This is a genomic window from Collinsella aerofaciens ATCC 25986 (assembly GCF_964237925.1).
Classification (GTDB): domain Bacteria; phylum Actinomycetota; class Coriobacteriia; order Coriobacteriales; family Coriobacteriaceae; genus Collinsella; species Collinsella aerofaciens_BJ.
In genome coordinates, this window is the sequence record NZ_CAXSKI010000010.1 from 19,200 (window position 1) to 35,572 (window position 16,373).

The following is a 16,373-nucleotide window of genomic DNA, read 5'->3' on the forward strand; positions in this document are numbered from 1 at the left end:
GTGGTGGTTTTAGGTGGCGTGGGCGGTTAGGCCTGGAAGGTATCGCGGTCGGGGGCGAAGGACTGCATGGCCGCGATGGTGCGGTCAAAGAGCTCGGGGAGCTCCCAGCCCAACATCTCGGCGCCCTGCGAAATCACGTCGCGCGAGCAGCCGGCGGCAAAGCACTTGTCCTTGAACTTCTTCTTGAGCGACTTGGTCGTAAAGTCCATAACGCTCTTGCTCGGGCGCATGATGACTGCAGCGCCGATCAGGCCGGTGAGCTCATCGCAGGCAAACAGGATCTTTTCCATCTGCAGCTCGGGCTTGGGCAGCGAGGTGTTGAAGTCGGACGTGTGCGTCTGGATGGCGCGAATGAGCTCTGGAGACGCACCTTCGCCCTTAAGAATCTCGGCAGCATAGATGGTGTGGTTCATGGGGTCGTCCTCATGCTCCTCCCAATCCAGGTCGTGCAGCAGACCGACGATGCCCCAAAACTCCTCGTTCTCGGGGTCGAACTCGCGCGCAAAGTAGCGCATAGTGCCCTCGACCGTCTCGCCATGGGTGATATGGAACGGGTCCTTGTTGTGCTCGTTGAGCAGTTCGAACGCGCGGTCGCGGGTGATTCCGGCGGTAAGCGGCTCTGCCATAGGAGACTCCTTGTGCTCGTGGGTATCGATAAGAATGAATACTACTAGAACAAGAAAACCACCACAAAGGTGTCTGTCCCCTTTGTGGTGGTTTTGGCGCGGTTGGGTTAGTTGAGGGCGGCTTGGGCTAGGCGGGCTTCGGCGGCCTCCTCGGTGACGCCCAAGGCCACGGCGAACTCCTCGATGGAGCGGCGCTTGGCTTCCTTGAGTACGCGCATGTAGTAGGAGCTGGGCTTTTTATCAGCTTCCTCGGCCTGGCGAATGCGGTACATCATGGTCTTTGCCACGCGGACCGTCTCGGGCGCGCCCAGCTTGAGCTGCTGCTTAAAGTGCGTCTCCTCAAGCGAGCTGTTGCGCTCGGTAAAGGTGTCGCACTCCAGCTCGTCATAGTGGCTCAGCAGGTGCTCGGCATCTTGCTGCGAGATGGCGGCGTGCAAACGGTCGGCCTGCGCCACGGGGTACATGAGGATCGTCTGCGCATGTCCCTGCTTGGTCTCGAGCAGCAGCATGGGCTGCGGTGTGTCGTCCCTAAAACCGACGACGGTGCAGACTCCCTGGCCCGGATGAATGACGTGTTGACCGATTGAGAACATGCTACCTCCAACTTATACGAATTTACGTATGTCTAGAATAACACGCTGACGTGCGCAAACCCTTACTTTATGCAGGAAAAGCACACAACTCTGATAGGTAAGAGTATTCGATAACAGACGCAGCTCATTCACACCTTTATGCATTTTCAACGCCTGCATAATCTGCAGGCAGACCGGCATCTTTGAGTGACTCCATACAAGCTGTAGTCAATTTTGTGCATATGCAATATCGATTGGCTTTACCCTGCGACAGTGCCCGTCGCTTGTGATAGAGTGCTACAAACTCTGGCTTTTGCCCTACGAGTGACCAAGAGCTCGGGGGCTTTAACACAAGGAGGATCTATGCCCGAGAAGATTGAAGAGCTGGTACGCGCTGCGCTTGCTGCGGCCCAGGAGGCCGGCGACCTTTCCGCATTTGAACTTGACGATTGCGCTATCGAGCGACCGGCTGACACTTCTCATGGCGAGTGGACCTCTACCATGGCCCTGAAGTCCGCCAAGCTGGCCCACTGCGCCCCGCGCAAGATCGCCGAGGCCATCGTTGCCCATATGCCCGAGGACCCCGCGATCGAGAAGGTCGAGATCGCAGGCCCCGGCTTCATCAACTTCTACCTCTCCGTTGCCGTCAAGAATGCCATCTTTGGCGAGGCTCGCGAGAAGGGTATGGACTTCGCTAAGTCCAACGTCGGTGGTGGCCTGAAGACCCAGGTCGAGTTCGTTTCCGCCAACCCCGTCGGCCCCATGCACATCGGCCACGGCCGCTGGGCCGCGCTGGGCGACTCGCTCTGCCGTGTTATGGACCACGCCGGTTACGACATCCAGCGTGAGTTCTACATCAACGACCACGGCTCTCAGATGAACACCTTCGGCAACTCCATCAGCACGCGCTATATGCAGCTTGCCGACATCATCGCCAAGCAGGGCGTGGATATCGACGAGGCTCACAAGCTGCTGATCGCCGACCGCGACGCTTTCGTTGCCGACGAGAACGACGAGCATCCCGAGACCCATCCGTACCAGGATAACTTTGCCGAGACCCTGGGCAAGGACTCCTACGGCGGCGACTACATCATCGACGAGGCCGCCGAGTTCTGGCGCACCGACGGCGATAAGTGGGTCAACGCCGATCCGCAGGAGCGCATGGAGGGCTTCCGCGAGCGCGGCTATGTAAAGATGGTCGACAACATGCGCGACCTTTGCCATGCCGTTAACTGCGACTTCGATCGTTGGTTCTCCGAGCGCTCGCTGTATGTGAAGGACACCGAGGGCGAGACCGCCGGCACCTCCGCCGTCGACCGCGCTTTTGAGAAGCTCGACAAGATGGGCTACCTCTACACCAAGGACGGCGCCCTGTGGTTCCGCTCCACCGACCTGGGCGATGACAAGGACCGCGTCCTGATCAAGTCCGACGGCGAGTACACCTACTTCGCCTCCGACGTTGCCTATCACTGGGATAAGTTCCAGCGCGTCGACCACGTCATCGACATCTGGGGCGCCGACCATCACGGCTACATCGAGCGCGTCCGCTGCGTCTGCGACGCTCTCGGTTACCCCGGCAAGTTTGAGGTTCTGCTGGGCCAGCTCGTCAACCTGCTGCGTAACGGCAAGCCCGTCCGTATGTCCAAGCGCAAGGGCACCATGGTGACCCTGCAGGAGCTCGTCGACGAGGTCGGCTCCGATGCCGCTCGCTACACGCTCATCTCCAAGAGCTCCAACCAGATGGTCGACTTCGATATTGAGGCCGTTAAGAAACGCGACAACTCCAACCCGGTGTACTACGTGCAGTACGCTCACGCCCGTGTGTGCTCCATCCTGCGCCGTGCCGCTGACGTTACGCCCGAGCAGGCTGACGAGATGGGCATGAAGGCCGTCGCCGCCAAGGCCATCGGTGAGAACGTCGATTACTCGCTGCTGACCGACCCGACCGAGCTCGCCCTTTCGCGTAAGCTCAACGAGCTCACCGACCTCATCGCCAGCTGCGCTCGCGACCGCGCCCCGTTCCGTCTGACGCACTTTGCTGAGGAACTCGCCGGCGACTTCCACAGCTTCTACGCTGCCTGCCAGGTTCTGCCGAGCGAGGGCCGTCCCGTCGACCCCGAGCTTTCGCGTGCCCGTCTGGCCGCTTGCGACGCCGTCCGCGTGACGCTCGCCCTGGTGCTCACCCTTGTTGGCGTTTCCGCGCCCGAGCAGATGTAATCTGCGAGTCATTTGACCGTACAGACTTGGTTTAACTAAGCCTTGAAAGCCCGATCTCCCACGGAGGTCGGGCTTTTTGCAAACGCCGACGTATTGACGAATTTGGAACTGCTGGAAATACGAAACTATGCCGGTTTACTACGATGAAATGAGAAATTCCAACCACGCCGGCTTTTCGCAAAAAGTGCAAGGCATCTACCTGCGGTTTTAGTTCAACAAGTTTCGGAGTGGTCGCGGTTGAGCGATTCATCGTAGTAAACCGCCATAGTTTTGGCGGAGGCAGTCAGATTTGTGGGTGTTAAACCAAAGAGTGTCCCTTTTGACTAGTCGTTTAAGAGCGTTCCCAATGACTAAGTTGCAGGTGGCGGCGGTTGTGTTACACTAACGCTGCGTATATGGCGCAATCATCTCGATACAGATCAATGATGTCCGTCGTTTTGAACGGAACTAGACTGTTTAGCCGCCCTGAAGGTTTATGCAGGGAGCATGTGATCACAGGGCTTGAAAAGAAAGTTGAGCAAACACTGTGTCTGATCAACAGCAAGAAAACGAAATAACGACGACGCAAGCCGCTCCCGCTGCACCGGTTGCGTCGGACCAAGTCGCGGCGCCCGCGCAAACGTCGGCTCCTGAGACGCCTAAGGCTGCAACGGCTGAGAAGGCCGTGCCTGCAACTGGTGAGGAGGCTGCTCCGGCAAAGCCCAAGCGTACGCGCCGCACGGCCAAGCCTGCTGCTGACGGCGAGGAGGTCACCAAGCCCAAGCGCCGTACCACGCGCACGACGCGCGTCAAGCGCACCGTTGCAGCTGACTCCTCGGCGCCGATTTCCGATGAGGTCGCGCAGGCACGTGCGTTGGCGCAGATTAGCGAGGCTCAGGTGGTGCGCGCCCGCCGTCGTGCTGCCGAGCGCGAGGCCGCGGCTCTGACCGAGCTTGCAGCTCCGTCTGTGCCCGAGACGCCTGCCGCCACCGAGACCCCTGTCGCCGACCAGCCGACCGAGAAGCCGGTACCGCGCACACGCCGTCGCACGGCTGCTAAGGCCGAGCAGGTTGCCGATCAGGTAACCCCCGAGCTCACTGAGGCTTCGGTCCGTTCTGCGGCAGGGGAGGGCACATCGCCTGTTGAGCCCGCTGCGCCTGTCGAGGCCAGCGAAGTTCCCGTTGTCGATCCGGCTTTGCGCCCGCACCGTCGCGGTCGCAAGCCCAAGGCTTTCGTCGAGGCCGAGAAGGCCGCAGCCGCAGCCGCCGCCGCTCGGGATGCTGCGGCGACCGCCGAGCCTGCAACCGCTGCCGACGCGCCCGTCCAGGATGCTACGACTTCCGAGGCCGTTTCTGCCGATGTCGAGCCCGCCGACGTCCGTCCTGGTCGCAGCCATCGTACTGCTGCTAAGCGCACGTCCAAGGCCAAGGCTGCCAAGAAGGGTGCGTCCGAGGTTTCCGCCGAGACGACCGCCGATGCATCGACTGATGCCGCCGAGCCCCAAGACGTCGAACAGTCTGCGTCCGAGAAGCCCAAGCGCGGTCGCAAGAAGTCCGCTAAGGCCAAGGCCGTCGAGCAGCATGCCGAGGCCGAGCCGCAGGGCGATTCCAATGCCGAGGCCAGCGATGATGCTTCGGCTAACGAAGACGCCTCCGCAACCGATGGCACCGCCCCCGTCGAGACCGAAGAGAGCGCTCGCCCCAACCGCCGTCAGCACAAGCGCAACGACGAGCGTAATGACCGCAACGAGCGCAAGGACGAGCGTAACAACGATCGCCGCAACCGTCAGCGCGACCGCAAGCAGCGCAATAAGGAGCGCAATGCCGCTCCGACTGAGCCCACGCTTTCGCGCGAGGAGCTCGCGGCCATGAAGGTCGCCGAGCTGCGCGAGAAGGCCAAGGAGTTCGAGATCGAGACGACCGGCAAGAAGAAGGCCGAGCTCGTCGAGGAGATCTACACTACCGCCGCAAAGGCCGAGGGTTTCCGCGATATCAAGGGCATTCTGCAGATTCGCCCAGACAGCTCCGGCATCATCCACGCCCATGGCTACATGAAGTCCAACGACGACGCCTTCGTGCCCGCATACCTCATCCGTTCCGCGCGTCTGCGCACGGGCGATGTCATCGAGGGCTCGCTGCGTCCTTCGCGCGGCGGCGACAAGCGCGCCGGCCTCGCCAAGATCACGACCGTCAACGGCATGGATCCTGAGCAGATTCGCAATCGCCCCAAGTTCGGCGACCTCACCCCGGTCTATCCCAACGAGCCGCTGCGCATGGAGCATGGCAAGGATTCCATTACCGGTCGTGCCATCGACATCGTGTCGCCGATCGGCAAGGGTCAGCGTGGCCTGATTGTGTCCCCGCCTAAGGCCGGCAAGACGACGATCCTCAAGAAAATCTGCCAGTCTATCTCGATTAACAACCCCGAGGTGCACCTCATCTGCCTGCTCGTCGACGAGCGCCCCGAAGAGGTCACCGATATGCAGCGTTCCATCAAGGGCGAGGTTGTGGCGTCGACCTTCGATATGCCCGCCGACAACCACACTCGCGTGGCAGAGCTCGTCATCGAGCGCGCCAAGCGCATCGTGGAACTGGGCGGCGATGTTGTAGTTGTGCTCGACTCCATCACGCGTCTTGCCCGCGCCTACAACTTGGCGGCGCCCGCCTCAGGCCGCATCCTTTCGGGCGGCGTTGATTCGGCGGCACTGTATCCGCCCAAGCGTTTTCTGGGTGCAGCCCGCAATATCGAGAACGGTGGCTCGCTCACCATCCTGGCCTCCGCACTCATCGATACCGGTTCCAAGATGGACGAGGTCATCTTTGAGGAGTTCAAGGGTACCGGCAACATGGAGCTCAAGCTCGACCGCGACCTGGCCGATCGCCGCATTTTCCCGGCCATCGACCCTGTTGCCTCGGGTACGCGCAACGAGGACCTGCTGGTCGACGAGCAGATGCGCCCGTTTGTCTTTGGTCTGCGTCGCATCCTCGCCGGCATGAACAATACCGAGCGCGCGGCCGCATCGTTTATCAAGGGCCTCAAGGGCACCAACACCAACCAGGAGTTCCTGGTGCGTTCGGCCAAAAAGCATAGCGACTACGAGCAGACGTTCTAAGTCGTCAACCGCACGCGGCGTTATTGCCGGCGCGATGAAGGGTCGGGGCTTGCGCCTCGGCCCTTTTTATATCGCCACTCGGCGCCAGTTATCGACCATAAGACTGGCAAGCAGCAGGTTTCCCGTTTCAATCCGACATCGTCGCTTGCAATCGACAGGGCGGTTTCGCATAATAGCTTTTAAGCTTCGCGACGGAAAACGCAGATGAAACGAACCATATACCGTTGCTTTGGGGCATAGCCCCGCTTCATCTTCTCTCGCGCAGCCAACTGAATGATGCGATTTGGGTGCTGGAAGATGGGGAGAGCTCATGGCTTCTTCTGATGCAACACAACGAGCAGTCCTTGCAGGACTTTCGTGCGGGATCGGCCTTGCCGCTCCCGTGGTTATGTATGCCGCGACGCTGCCGTTTTCGTCTGTGAACGAGACGGTCGTGGCGGGTGCGGTTCCCTTCGCCGTGGGCGCGGTGGCGGGCGTGGGTATCTATGCCGCCTCGCTGGGTATCTCCGAGTATCGTGCGCAGCGTGAAGAGCGTCTGTTCCAACCCGATGCCATGGGCGGTGCCGCCAATCTCAATCAGCATCAAAGCGAGTTCAAGACCGCCTCGATTCCAGCTCAGCAGCAGGATTCGACTCCTTACGCTGCGGCTTCTGCTTCTCAGGCTCAGGCGGAGCAGCCTACCTCGGCATTCCTTTCCGGCCTGACTGGTGCGTTCCAGCGCCGTCATGCCGATGATGGTGTTCCTACCATCGCTCGAGCCGCAGATGCTATGGACGAGGACGAGGCTTGGTCCATGATCGACAGTATGCTCGACGACGATTCGCCGGTGAGCTGCGACCCTGCACACTCGCGCGACGTCTATCAAGTCGCCATCGACGAGCTCACCAACGGCGGGCAGACCGGCTCCTTCAATCGCGACGACATCGCCGCCGCGGCACGCGCTGTGTCTGGTTCCCAGGCCGCTCCTGCGGGCAGCACGGCGGCTTTCGTGGCACTCGTTGCCAACGCGGCAGCCAATAACGCCTACAACGCTACCTCGGCGGACGCGAACGCTTCTGCCGACAATTCGTACGTTGATGAAGCCATGACTGCGGACGAGGAGGCCGTTGCCGCCCGCCGTGCCGCCGAAAGCTCGCTGTGGGGCGCTCCTGCCCAGCAGCAGGCGGCTGAGGCTGCGCCGTACAATGCAAACCTCGCCAGCATGCCTATCATCTCCGGTGCCGCGGACATCGATCTTGATGACCTCGATGAGCCTGCAGCCATCACCGCATCGATTGATGTCCAAGATCGCATCGACACCGGCGACCTTCCGGACGCCTCGCTCGAGGTTGATGTCCCCATGGCTGATTACTCGGGCCACGAGGACATGTGGGCCGCCGCCACCGCGATTCTGGATGAGATTGACGAGCCTGCTCCTGTTGCAGCCCCCGCTCCCGTCGCTGCCCCTCAGCCTGCTGCCCCCGCCTATGTCGGCCGTCACAGTGCTGTGTTCCCCGAGGATACTGCCCGTATCTCGCGCGAGAGCATCGAGCGGGCCGAGGCTATTGCCGCCGGCATTATGGAAAACCGTCGTCACGAGCGCGTCAATCAGATCCTCGAGGAAGAGATCGAGCGCCTGCAGTCCTCAACCGCCAAGCGTACGGGCCGTGCCTATCTGAGCGTTATCGAGGGCGGTACCGCCAGCTTCGCGCCGCTCCGTGCGGAGGCATAACTTCTGCATGGTTAAGATCAATCGAAAATGGGCGGTTGTAACCTGCCTGATGGCGCTCTTGATCTGGGGCAATTCGCTGGTTCCCGGCTCGGGGTCGGGCTCGCTGAGCCTAACGGTCATGGAAGCTATCCGCGGTTTCCTGCACAGCGTGGGACTTCCATATGAATGGGTGACCAACTTTGTTGTTCGCAAGTGCGCGCATTTTACCGAGTATATGGTGCTCGGCATCTTGGCAACGCACGCCTTTGATTTTGAGGGCCGGCGCACCTTTGACGTGCTGCTGCCCACGGCGGTGTTCCTGCTGCTGATTCCCTCGATCGACGAGACGATTCAGCTCTTTGTGCCGGGACGCGCCGGCATGATCACCGATGTGATGATCGACTGCTGTGGAGCGGCAACGGGCGTTGTGCTCCGATATCTACTACGATCGCTCATATGTGCCAAAAAGGCCGCCTAGGACGTATGTTTGGTCCTAGGCGGCCTTTTTTATTTGAGGGCTTATATGGGGCGTGGTGGCGTCGTTCCGTAGGTTGGATTTGCCGAGCGCGCCACGCCCTGTGGGTGCGTCTGCTACTGAAGCGCCTGTGCGCCCAGGGCCAGGCAGCCCATAATGCCCTGCTTGCCCTCGAGGCTGTTGTTGACGATGTAGTTATCGATGTCGTTGACCTCGGGCGTGACGATATAGCCGTTGAGCATCTCGGCGCACTTCTTGCGTGCGAGCGGCACGATGGGGGTGTGGTCGGCCACGCCGCCGCCGATGATGATCTTTTGCGGCGCGTAGCACAGCGTGTAGGTCATGAGTGCTTGTGCCAGATAGCCGGCGAGCAGGTCCATGGCCTCCGGGTCATCGGCCATGTCTCCGGCGCTCTTGCCATCCCAGCGCTTTTTAACGCCGGGGCCGGCGATGAGGCCCTCGAGGCAGTTGTCGTGGAAGGGGCAGGCGCTATGCTCGCCGATGGTGTCGCGCGGGTCGCGCGTGACCAGGATGTGGCCGGCCTCGGGATGCATCATGCCGTGCACGAGCTTACCGCCCGAGAGCACGCCGGCGCCCACGCCGGTGCCGATGGTCAGGTAGACCACATCGGTAAGGCCCTTGGCGCAACCAAACGTGACCTCGCCTAGGCAGGCGACGTTGACGTCGGTATCGTAGCCGCAGGGGATATTGAGCTCGTTTTGGATAGTGCCCAGCAGGTCAAAGTAGCGCCATGCCGTTTTGGGCGTCTCCAGGATCTTGCCGTATTGGGGCGAGGCAGGGTTGACTGCGGTGGGGCCAAAGGCGCCGATGCCCAGCGCGGCGATGCCCTTGTCGGCAAACCACGCGTTGACGGCCTCGACGGTCTCCTGCGGGGTCGTGGTCGCGATCTGCTCACGCTCCAGGACCGTACCGTCCGCATAGCCCGTGGCGCAGACCATCTTGGTGCCGCCGGCCTCGAGCGCTCCGATAAGCTGCTGCTCTGCCATAGTATTCCTTTCTCTGGGACGAGTTGCTCCGTGACTAAAGTATAGAGCTCTAAACCATTTAAGAAAGCGCTATAGAAAGAAGCCTCGCAACGCGGCGGGCGGTGCGGGGCTTCTTTGGTTACTTTAGTTGCCGGGCCGTCCTTACCCGCGCGGCTTGATTTTATCACGTAGCGACTTGAGGTTCTCCAGCGCCGCGTTAAGCGTCTCGTCTCGCTTGGCAAAGTGGAAACGAATCAGGTGGTTGACGGGCTCGCGGAAGAAGCTCGAGCCGGGCACGGCGCCCACACCCACCTTAGACGCGAGGTCCTCGCAGAATTCGAGGTCGCTGTCATAGCCAAACTCAGAGATGTCCATCATGACGTAGTAGGCGCCCTGCGGCACGCTATGCTCAAGACCGATGCTGTCGAGTCCCTGGCAGAACAGGTCGCGCTTGGCGGTGTAGAGGTCGAGGACCTCATCGTAATAGCTGTCGTCGAATTTGAGGGCGGTGACGACGGCTTCCTGCAGGGGAGCGGCGGCGCCCACGGTGAGGAAGTCGTGGACCTTTTTGATGCGCTCGGTGATTTCGGCAGGGGCGATAGTGTAGCCCAGACGCCAGCCGGTGATGGAGTAGGTCTTGGACAGCGAGCTGCAGCTGATGGTGCGCTCAAACATGCCGGGCAGCGTGGCCATATAGACGTGCTCGTGGGGCGCGTAGACGATGTGCTCGTAGACCTCGTCGGTGATGCAGTAGGTGTCGTACTTTTTGCAGAGGTCGGCGATAAAGGTGAGCTCATCGCGTGTAAAGACCTTGCCGCAGGGGTTGGAAGGGTTGCACAGGACGATGGCCTTGGGGTCGTTGTCGCGGAAGGCCGCCTCGAGTGTCTCGCGGTCAAAGTCGAATGTGGGCGGGTTGAGCGGCACGTAGATGGGCTCGGCACCCGAAAGGATCGTGTCGGCGCCGTAGTTCTCGTAGAACGGCGAGAAGATGACGACCTTGTCGCCGGGGTTGGTGACCGTCATCATGGCGGCCATCATGGCCTCGGTAGAGCCGCAGGTGACTACGATATTCTCGTTGGGGTTCACCGGCATGCCCATAAAGTGCTCCTGTTTGGCGGCGAGCGCCTCGCGCATGGCCTGGGAGCCCCAGGTGATGGAGTACTGGTGATAGAGCGGCTTGGGATCGGCGGCGATGGTGCTCAGGCTGTTGAGCAGCTGCGCCGGGGGATCGAAGTCAGGGAAGCCCTGCGAGAGATTGACAGCGCCGTACTTATTGGAGATGCGTGTCATGCGGCGGATGACCGAATCGGTAAATCTTGCCGTGCGGTTGGAGAGTTCTTTCATGACGGTCCTTTCGAGGATTTGCAGTGGGGCAAGTTTACTCCTATGAAACCGGTGGGATTTGCTCGAAATGGTCTCGAAAAACTCTTTTCAAAATTCTTGAAAATTGGGGCTTGCATCGCGTGGCGTTCCTTGCAATAATAGTCGAGCGCGAAGCGCACAGGACACGGTGGGTGTAGCTCAGTTGGCTAGAGCGACGGGTTGTGGTCCCGTAGGTCGAGGGTTCGAGTCCCTTTACCCACCCCAGTTCTTGCTTCGTGTTGATATCGGGTCGTTAGCTCAGTTGGTAGAGCAGGGGACTCTTAATCCCAAGGTCCAGGGTTCGACCCCCTGACGGCCCACCACACGATATTTCCTCTAAAGTCCGCCACAACGGACTTTAGCTTTGGGTCGTTAGCTCAGTTGGTAGAGCAGGGGACTCTTAATCCCAAGGTCCAGGGTTCGACCCCCTGACGGCCCACCAAAGCAAGTTAAGACGGTCAACTTCGGTTGGCCGTCTTTTTTTTGTTGACCTTTCATGGGGTCGAACCCGAAAGGGCGCGGAGCTGAGGAAATGCGTAAGCATTTACCAGCGCAGCGCGCAAGGCGCCTTGGCGCCGCAGCGGCCGCCTGCGCAGCAGGCTGACCCCCTGACGGCCCACCCAAAGATCGTTAAAGCGACTGGCTTAGGCTGGTCGTTTTTTTGTTAACCTCGCATGGGGTCGAACCCGAAAGGGCGCGGCCGCTTTCACAGATTGAGTCTACCCTGGGGATCGGTGAAACCGTCAGTACCCTCCTTGAGTTTCTTCTCGTCTGCCTTCACGCGACGCTCGAGCTTTTTTGTATCCTCGGCAGGCGGTAGGTTCTCGGGAACAATTCCGCGGTCGATGAGGCTGCCACGCACGCTCGTGTTGTTCTCGACGTGTTCTTGTTTGATCTGGTCCAGACCGTACAAGTCGTGTTCCTCGGCGTTGAAGGCCGTCATCGAGTTCGTGAGGTCCTTTGCTTTGATGAGAACATCGGCTAGCTTGTCCGCCAATGCAGCACTCTTGGACACACCAAGCTGCCGCTTCATGTCCGCCGTGCTTCTGCCGCCGAATAACGCCTCATCGCCCTTCGACTTGATGATCGCGAATCCTTTGGAGTCCACGCCTCGTTTGAACGCAATGCCCGAGAGCTGTTTCTCTGAATCGGATAGCGAGTGGCACGCCTGCAAGCGCTGAATCTCTGCGAAGCGCTGCTCTATGAGCTCCTGACGGCGTGTCTGCACGGCGAAGTACGCCTGTGCGAGTGCGATTTCGGGCTTGTTTGGGTCTCCGTTTTGGGCGATTAAATAGCATGCGTAGCGCGTCAGCTTGTAGTCTTTTACGGCTCGTTTGGCGATGCCGGCATCTACCATTTTGCTGGCCTCAGCAAAATGGGCGGCAACAGGCATTTTATTGGTGTCACACGATGCCATGGATCTCTTAACTGCAGTCTCAAAATTACGCCATTGGGTGTATCCGAGGGGTTCCATTAAATCGCGTGCGAGCCAATACTCAACGCCGTCTTCTACATGGGCGTAGCTGTCAAGTTCGACACGCCATTTCTCGATATCCCTGCTGTCCATATCTCTTCCTTTCTGTTCGTTTGTCTACGTGGACTATGTCGACTCCGTATTCAGAATGAGTATATTTGCCCGCGCGGACACGAATGGGCCCTGTGTCGCTTTGAGTTCACGGGACCCATTAATATCGAGAAGTTGTGTTCTGCTCTGGAGGGGTGCTCGGCTTAGTCCGCTCGATAGTGCGAACCCAGGCTTTCGGTCCGCTTGCGCATGGCTTTGACCATTTCCTGTGCTAGTTGAATCTGCGATTGCAGGCGGGCGAGGGCAGCGATTTCGCTGTCGTTGGCATGTGGCTTATTTAGAGCCGTGGCTTCGTCTTGCAGGCTTTCAAGCTGTTGCAGGGCCTCGGATAGGCCTGTTTCGGTCCTGTTGATCATGCAAAAGGTGCTCATCGTGTGCCTAAGGCTGTGTGTCAGGCGTTCGGCATCTGTTGCGGCAATGCCGTACTGGGGGAGGGTGATATCCGCCTTCAGGGCCGCCTCAGGCTCTTTCTGCGCTGCAAGGGCTGCCGATGCGCCCGCGATACGTCCGAATACGATGCCGTTGGCGCTTGACAAGCCACCAATGCGGTCGGCGCCGTGCATGCCGCCTGTCGCCTCGCCGCAAGCGTAGAGGCCCTCAACGCCCGTGTGCGCGGTCTTATCGATCTTGATGCCGCCGTTAGCGGCGTGGGCATACATCGCAACGCGCATCTCGTCGGTCGGCGCGATGCCGTGCTCGTCTTGCAGCCAGGTGGCAAAGGTCTGCACAAACTCTGGGACATCCTCGCGGGGGAAGTCGTAGTGGAGTGCCAGGCCTTCGACACCTGCCTGATCGATGACGAGATCGATAGCGCGGGAGGCCAAGCGTGACGTGAAGGGACCATATCCAGAGCGCTGCTCGAGCAGGTCGTCCAGCTTGTCGTCGGCAATATCTACCGGCTGGTCTACGTGCACGTAGCGCCAGGTTTTCTCATTGAAGACCAAGTTACGCCTGGGCTCGATGAAGCCGGGCATCATCTGCATGAACTCTATATTAGTAAGTGTTGCGCCGTGCGCCAGCGCGATGGCCTGCGAGGAACTGAGCACATCAGCCGACGTAAGGCTGCGCTCGAACAGGCCGCCTGTGCCACCGGCTGCGATGACCGTGGCCTCGGCAGCAAAGGGCACGATTCGATTTTCGGTAAGGTCGTAGAGTACGGTTCCGGTTATTCTGCCGTTCGTGTCCTCAACAAGGTCGATAAGCTCATGGCGGGGGAGCAGGCGAATGCCGAGCGACTCGATCCAGGTCGTCAGAGCGTCCTCAAGGGGCTTGCGGGTGAGGCCGCGCCACATGCGCGTCTTGTGGTCAAAGCAGGGGATAAATTGCTTTTGTTGAGCACTCTTGGCGCTTTGCGGACGCTGGAGCTCAACGCCCAGGTCTTGCTCGAGCCAGTCAATCGCTTGGGGAATGCCGTGGACGAACGCTTGGACGAGTTCGGGGTCGGCAACGCCGCCGCCGACGGCCAGGATGGTGTCGATGAGGTCCTGCTCGTCGTCTTCGTTAACGGGTCCGATAAGCCCTAGGCCCCAGGTTCCGGGGAAGAAGCTCGATCCACTCATAGTCTTGCCGGCGCTTGCCACAGTGACGGTTGCACCCGTGCGTGCCGCTTCGATGGCGGCGCAAAGGCCCGCAATGCCAGATCCAATTACCAGTACATCAGTCGATTCCATCGGATTCCTTTCTCGTCCGGCGCATTGTCGCACGGGTGATCGGCAATGGGGCCGCAAAGACTCGGCAAATCGGTAAAGGGCAAATATGGCAGGTGGGCGTCATGGACGCTCTGACGCTCCATCTCATCACATCTTGTATTTCGCCCCAACTGATATATCGGCATTAGCTACCCTGCGACAGCGCAAACAAAAAGAGCCGCTACCTGGGTGGGTAGCGGCTCCAAAGCTCAACTATATGAGCATCGCGCGGGCGCGATTAGGCCTTGAGGGCCTCCTCGACGGCGACAGCGCAGGCGACGGTGGCACCGACCATGGGGTTGTTGCCCATGCCGATGAGACCCATCATGTCAACGTGCGCAGGCACGGAGGAAGAACCGGCGAACTGGGCGTCGGAGTGCATACGGCCCATGGTGTCGGTCATGCCGTAAGAGGCAGGGCCGGCGCCCATGTTGTCCGGGTGCAGGGTACGACCAGTGCCGCCACCAGAAGCGACGGAGAAGTACTTCTTGCCAGCCTCGAGGCGCTCCTTCTTGTAGGTGCCAGCGACGGGGTGCTGGAAGCGCGTGGGGTTGGTGGAGTTACCGGTGATCGAGATGTCGACGTTCTCGTGCCACATGATGGCAACGCCCTCGCGGACGTCGTCGGCGCCGTAGCAGTTGACGGCGGCGCGGGGACCATCGGAGTAGGGGATGGTCTCGACGACCTTGAGCTCGCCCGTGAAGTAGTCGAACTGGGTCTTCACGTAGGTGAAGCCGTTGATGCGGGCGATGATCTGAGCAGCGTCCTTGCCCAGACCGTTGAGGATGACGCGCAGCGGCTTCTTGCGAGCCTTGTTGGCGTTTAGAGCCAGGCCGATAGCACCCTCAGCGGCAGCGAAGGACTCGTGACCGGCCAGGAAGGCGAAGCACTCGGTGTCGTCGGAGAGCAGCATAGCGCCCAGGTTGCCGTGGCCCAGACCGACCTTGCGGTCCTCGGCGACGGAGCCGGGAACGGTGAAGGCCTGGATGCCCTCGCCGATGATGGCGGCAGCCTCAGAAGCGGACTTGGCGCCACGCTTGACAGCGAGAGCGCAACCGAGGGTGTAGGCCCACTCGGCGTTCTGGAAGGCGATGGACTGGGTGTTGTTGACGATCTCACGCGGGTTGAAGCCCTTGTCGGTGCAGATCTGCAGAGCTTCCTCGAGGGAGGCGATGCCGTTGTCGGCGAGGCACTTGTTGATCTTGTCAGCGCGGCGCTCGTAACCTTCGAACGTAACAGTCATAGTTATTTCCCTCCCTTTCTACTCGTGAACCGGGAACACGCTGGCGACGGAGTGAGTCTCCTCGTCGGTGCGCGGGTCGATGTACTTGGCAGCGTTCTCCCACTGACCATAGTGGCCCATAGCGCCAGCGATGGCCTCCTCGGGGGTCTTGCCGGCCTTGACGGCGTCGGTGAACTTGCCGAGGTTCAGGAACTCGAATGCGATGATCTCGTTCTTGTCGTTGAGAGCCATGCGGGTGACGTAGCCCTGAGCGAGCTCGAGGTAACGAGCGCCCTTGGCCTTGGTGCCGAACATGGTGCCGACCTGAGAGCGAAGGCCCTTGCCGAGGTCGTCGAGGGAGGCGCCCACGGGCAGGCCGCCCTCGGAGAACGCGGTCTGGCTGCGGCCGTAAACGATCTGCAGGAAGATCTCGCGCATAGCAACGTTGATGGCGTCGCAGACGAGGTCGGTGTTGAGGGCCTCGAGGATGGTCTTACCGGGAAGGATCTCGGAAGCCATGGCGGCAGAGTGGGTCATGCCCGAGCAGCCGATGGTCTCAACGAGGGCCTCCTCGATGATGCCGTCCTTGACGTTCAGCGTGAGCTTGCAGGCGCCCTGCTGAGGTGCGCACCAACCCACACCGTGCGTAAGACCGGAGATGTCGGAAATCTCCTTAGCCTGGACCCACTTGCCCTCCTCGGGGATGGGTGCGGGGCCGTGGTATGCACCCTTGGCAACGGGGCACATGTTCTCCACTTCCTGTGAGTACTGCATGCCTCTCCTCTCTATCGTGTTGGCGTCCCGTCTGGGGGCCGTGGCTGGCGATTGCCGGGCGACCCTTCGAAAGGGACATGACATG

12 protein-coding genes and 3 tRNA genes are annotated in these 16,373 nt (G+C 60.4%); 7 read left to right on the plus strand and 8 right to left on the minus strand.

Annotation, left to right across the window (positions count from 1 at the left end; translation table 11 throughout):
• Positions 1–26: 26 nt before the first annotated feature.
• Entirely contained in the window at positions 27–626 is a 600-nt protein-coding gene (locus tag ACESWY_RS06120; RefSeq protein ID WP_138112807.1) for an HD domain-containing protein, read from the minus strand.
• Positions 627–733: 107 nt separating this feature from the next.
• Positions 734–1,219 (minus strand): CarD family transcriptional regulator, encoded by a 486-nt coding sequence (locus tag ACESWY_RS06125; RefSeq protein ID WP_138112805.1) that lies wholly within the window; start codon positions 1,217–1,219, stop codon positions 734–736.
• Between the two features lie 342 nt (positions 1,220–1,561).
• Between ACESWY_RS06125 and argS the strand changes: the two genes are divergently transcribed.
• From argS to ACESWY_RS06145, 4 genes are all read left to right on the plus strand, one after another.
• Positions 1,562–3,415 (plus strand): arginine--tRNA ligase, encoded by a 1,854-nt coding sequence (argS, locus tag ACESWY_RS06130; protein WP_138112803.1) that lies wholly within the window; start codon positions 1,562–1,564, stop codon positions 3,413–3,415.
• Positions 3,416–4,079: 664 nt separating this feature from the next.
• Positions 4,080–6,506 (plus strand): transcription termination factor Rho, encoded by a 2,427-nt coding sequence (gene rho, locus ACESWY_RS06135; RefSeq protein ID WP_271760696.1) that lies wholly within the window; start codon positions 4,080–4,082, stop codon positions 6,504–6,506.
• A 310-nt stretch (positions 6,507–6,816) separates the two neighbouring features.
• Positions 6,817–8,217: a hypothetical protein gene (locus ACESWY_RS06140; protein WP_373093358.1), complete on the plus strand. Its 1,401-nt coding sequence runs from the start codon at positions 6,817–6,819 to the stop codon at positions 8,215–8,217.
• Between the two features lie 7 nt (positions 8,218–8,224).
• Complete coding sequence (locus tag ACESWY_RS06145; RefSeq protein WP_373093360.1) at positions 8,225–8,674, plus strand: VanZ family protein; 450 nt, start codon at positions 8,225–8,227, stop codon at positions 8,672–8,674.
• Between the two features lie 113 nt (positions 8,675–8,787).
• On the opposite strand, the gene ACESWY_RS06150 is transcribed toward ACESWY_RS06145, so the two are convergent.
• Together ACESWY_RS06150 and ACESWY_RS06155 are read right to left on the minus strand one after the other, a co-directional pair.
• Entirely contained in the window at positions 8,788–9,678 is an 891-nt protein-coding gene (locus ACESWY_RS06150) for an ROK family protein (RefSeq protein ID WP_117746673.1), read from the minus strand.
• 141 nt (positions 9,679–9,819) lie between these two features.
• The gene (locus tag ACESWY_RS06155) at positions 9,820–11,001 is read right to left on the minus strand and encodes a pyridoxal phosphate-dependent aminotransferase (protein ID WP_373093362.1); all 1,182 of its coding nucleotides are present in this window, start codon (positions 10,999–11,001) and stop codon (positions 9,820–9,822) included.
• A gap of 166 nt (positions 11,002–11,167) precedes the next feature.
• On the opposite strand from ACESWY_RS06155, the gene ACESWY_RS06160 reads away from it, so the two are divergent.
• The 3 genes from ACESWY_RS06160 (at position 11,168) to ACESWY_RS06170 (ending at position 11,461) form a co-directional block, all read left to right on the plus strand.
• Positions 11,168–11,244 (plus strand) — tRNA-His (locus ACESWY_RS06160).
• A 22-nt stretch (positions 11,245–11,266) separates the two neighbouring features.
• Positions 11,267–11,342: transfer RNA gene (locus tag ACESWY_RS06165), tRNA-Lys, on the plus strand.
• A gap of 43 nt (positions 11,343–11,385) precedes the next feature.
• Positions 11,386–11,461 (plus strand) — tRNA-Lys (locus ACESWY_RS06170).
• A gap of 264 nt (positions 11,462–11,725) precedes the next feature.
• On the opposite strand, the gene dinD is transcribed toward ACESWY_RS06170, so the two are convergent.
• The 4 genes from dinD to ACESWY_RS06190 form a co-directional block, all read right to left on the minus strand.
• Positions 11,726–12,586 (minus strand): DNA damage-inducible protein D, encoded by an 861-nt coding sequence (gene dinD / locus ACESWY_RS06175; protein ID WP_138112793.1) that lies wholly within the window; start codon positions 12,584–12,586, stop codon positions 11,726–11,728.
• Between the two features lie 161 nt (positions 12,587–12,747).
• Positions 12,748–14,274 carry an FAD-dependent oxidoreductase gene (locus ACESWY_RS06180; protein WP_138112791.1) on the minus strand — a complete coding sequence of 509 codons (1,527 nt, stop codon included), beginning with the start codon at positions 14,272–14,274 and terminating at the stop codon, positions 12,748–12,750.
• A gap of 256 nt (positions 14,275–14,530) precedes the next feature.
• Positions 14,531–15,535 carry a GGGtGRT protein gene (locus ACESWY_RS06185; protein WP_006235553.1) on the minus strand — a complete coding sequence of 335 codons (1,005 nt, stop codon included), beginning with the start codon at positions 15,533–15,535 and terminating at the stop codon, positions 14,531–14,533.
• Between the two features lie 18 nt (positions 15,536–15,553).
• Positions 15,554–16,288, minus strand: coding sequence for an iron-sulfur cluster assembly scaffold protein (locus ACESWY_RS06190; protein ID WP_006235554.1), 735 nt, complete (start codon positions 16,286–16,288; stop codon positions 15,554–15,556).
• Between the last annotated feature and the right edge of the window lie 85 nt (positions 16,289–16,373).

Coding starts and splice junctions, on each gene's coding strand:
- ACESWY_RS06120 (WP_138112807.1), bottom strand. CDS start 626: ATGGCAGAGCCGCTTACCGCCGGAATCACCCGCGACCGCGCGTTCGAA.
- ACESWY_RS06125 (WP_138112805.1), bottom strand. CDS start 1,219: ATGTTCTCAATCGGTCAACACGTCATTCATCCGGGCCAGGGAGTCTGC.
- argS (WP_138112803.1), top strand. CDS start 1,562: ATGCCCGAGAAGATTGAAGAGCTGGTACGCGCTGCGCTTGCTGCGGCC.
- ACESWY_RS06140 (WP_373093358.1), top strand. CDS start 6,817: ATGGCTTCTTCTGATGCAACACAACGAGCAGTCCTTGCAGGACTTTCG.
- ACESWY_RS06145 (WP_373093360.1), top strand. CDS start 8,225: ATGGTTAAGATCAATCGAAAATGGGCGGTTGTAACCTGCCTGATGGCG.
- ACESWY_RS06150 (WP_117746673.1), bottom strand. CDS start 9,678: ATGGCAGAGCAGCAGCTTATCGGAGCGCTCGAGGCCGGCGGCACCAAG.
- ACESWY_RS06155 (WP_373093362.1), bottom strand. CDS start 11,001: ATGAAAGAACTCTCCAACCGCACGGCAAGATTTACCGATTCGGTCATC.
- dinD (WP_138112793.1), bottom strand. CDS start 12,586: ATGGACAGCAGGGATATCGAGAAATGGCGTGTCGAACTTGACAGCTAC.
- ACESWY_RS06180 (WP_138112791.1), bottom strand. CDS start 14,274: ATGGAATCGACTGATGTACTGGTAATTGGATCTGGCATTGCGGGCCTT.
- ACESWY_RS06185 (WP_006235553.1), bottom strand. CDS start 15,535: ATGACTGTTACGTTCGAAGGTTACGAGCGCCGCGCTGACAAGATCAAC.
- ACESWY_RS06190 (WP_006235554.1), bottom strand. CDS start 16,288: ATGCAGTACTCACAGGAAGTGGAGAACATGTGCCCCGTTGCCAAGGGT.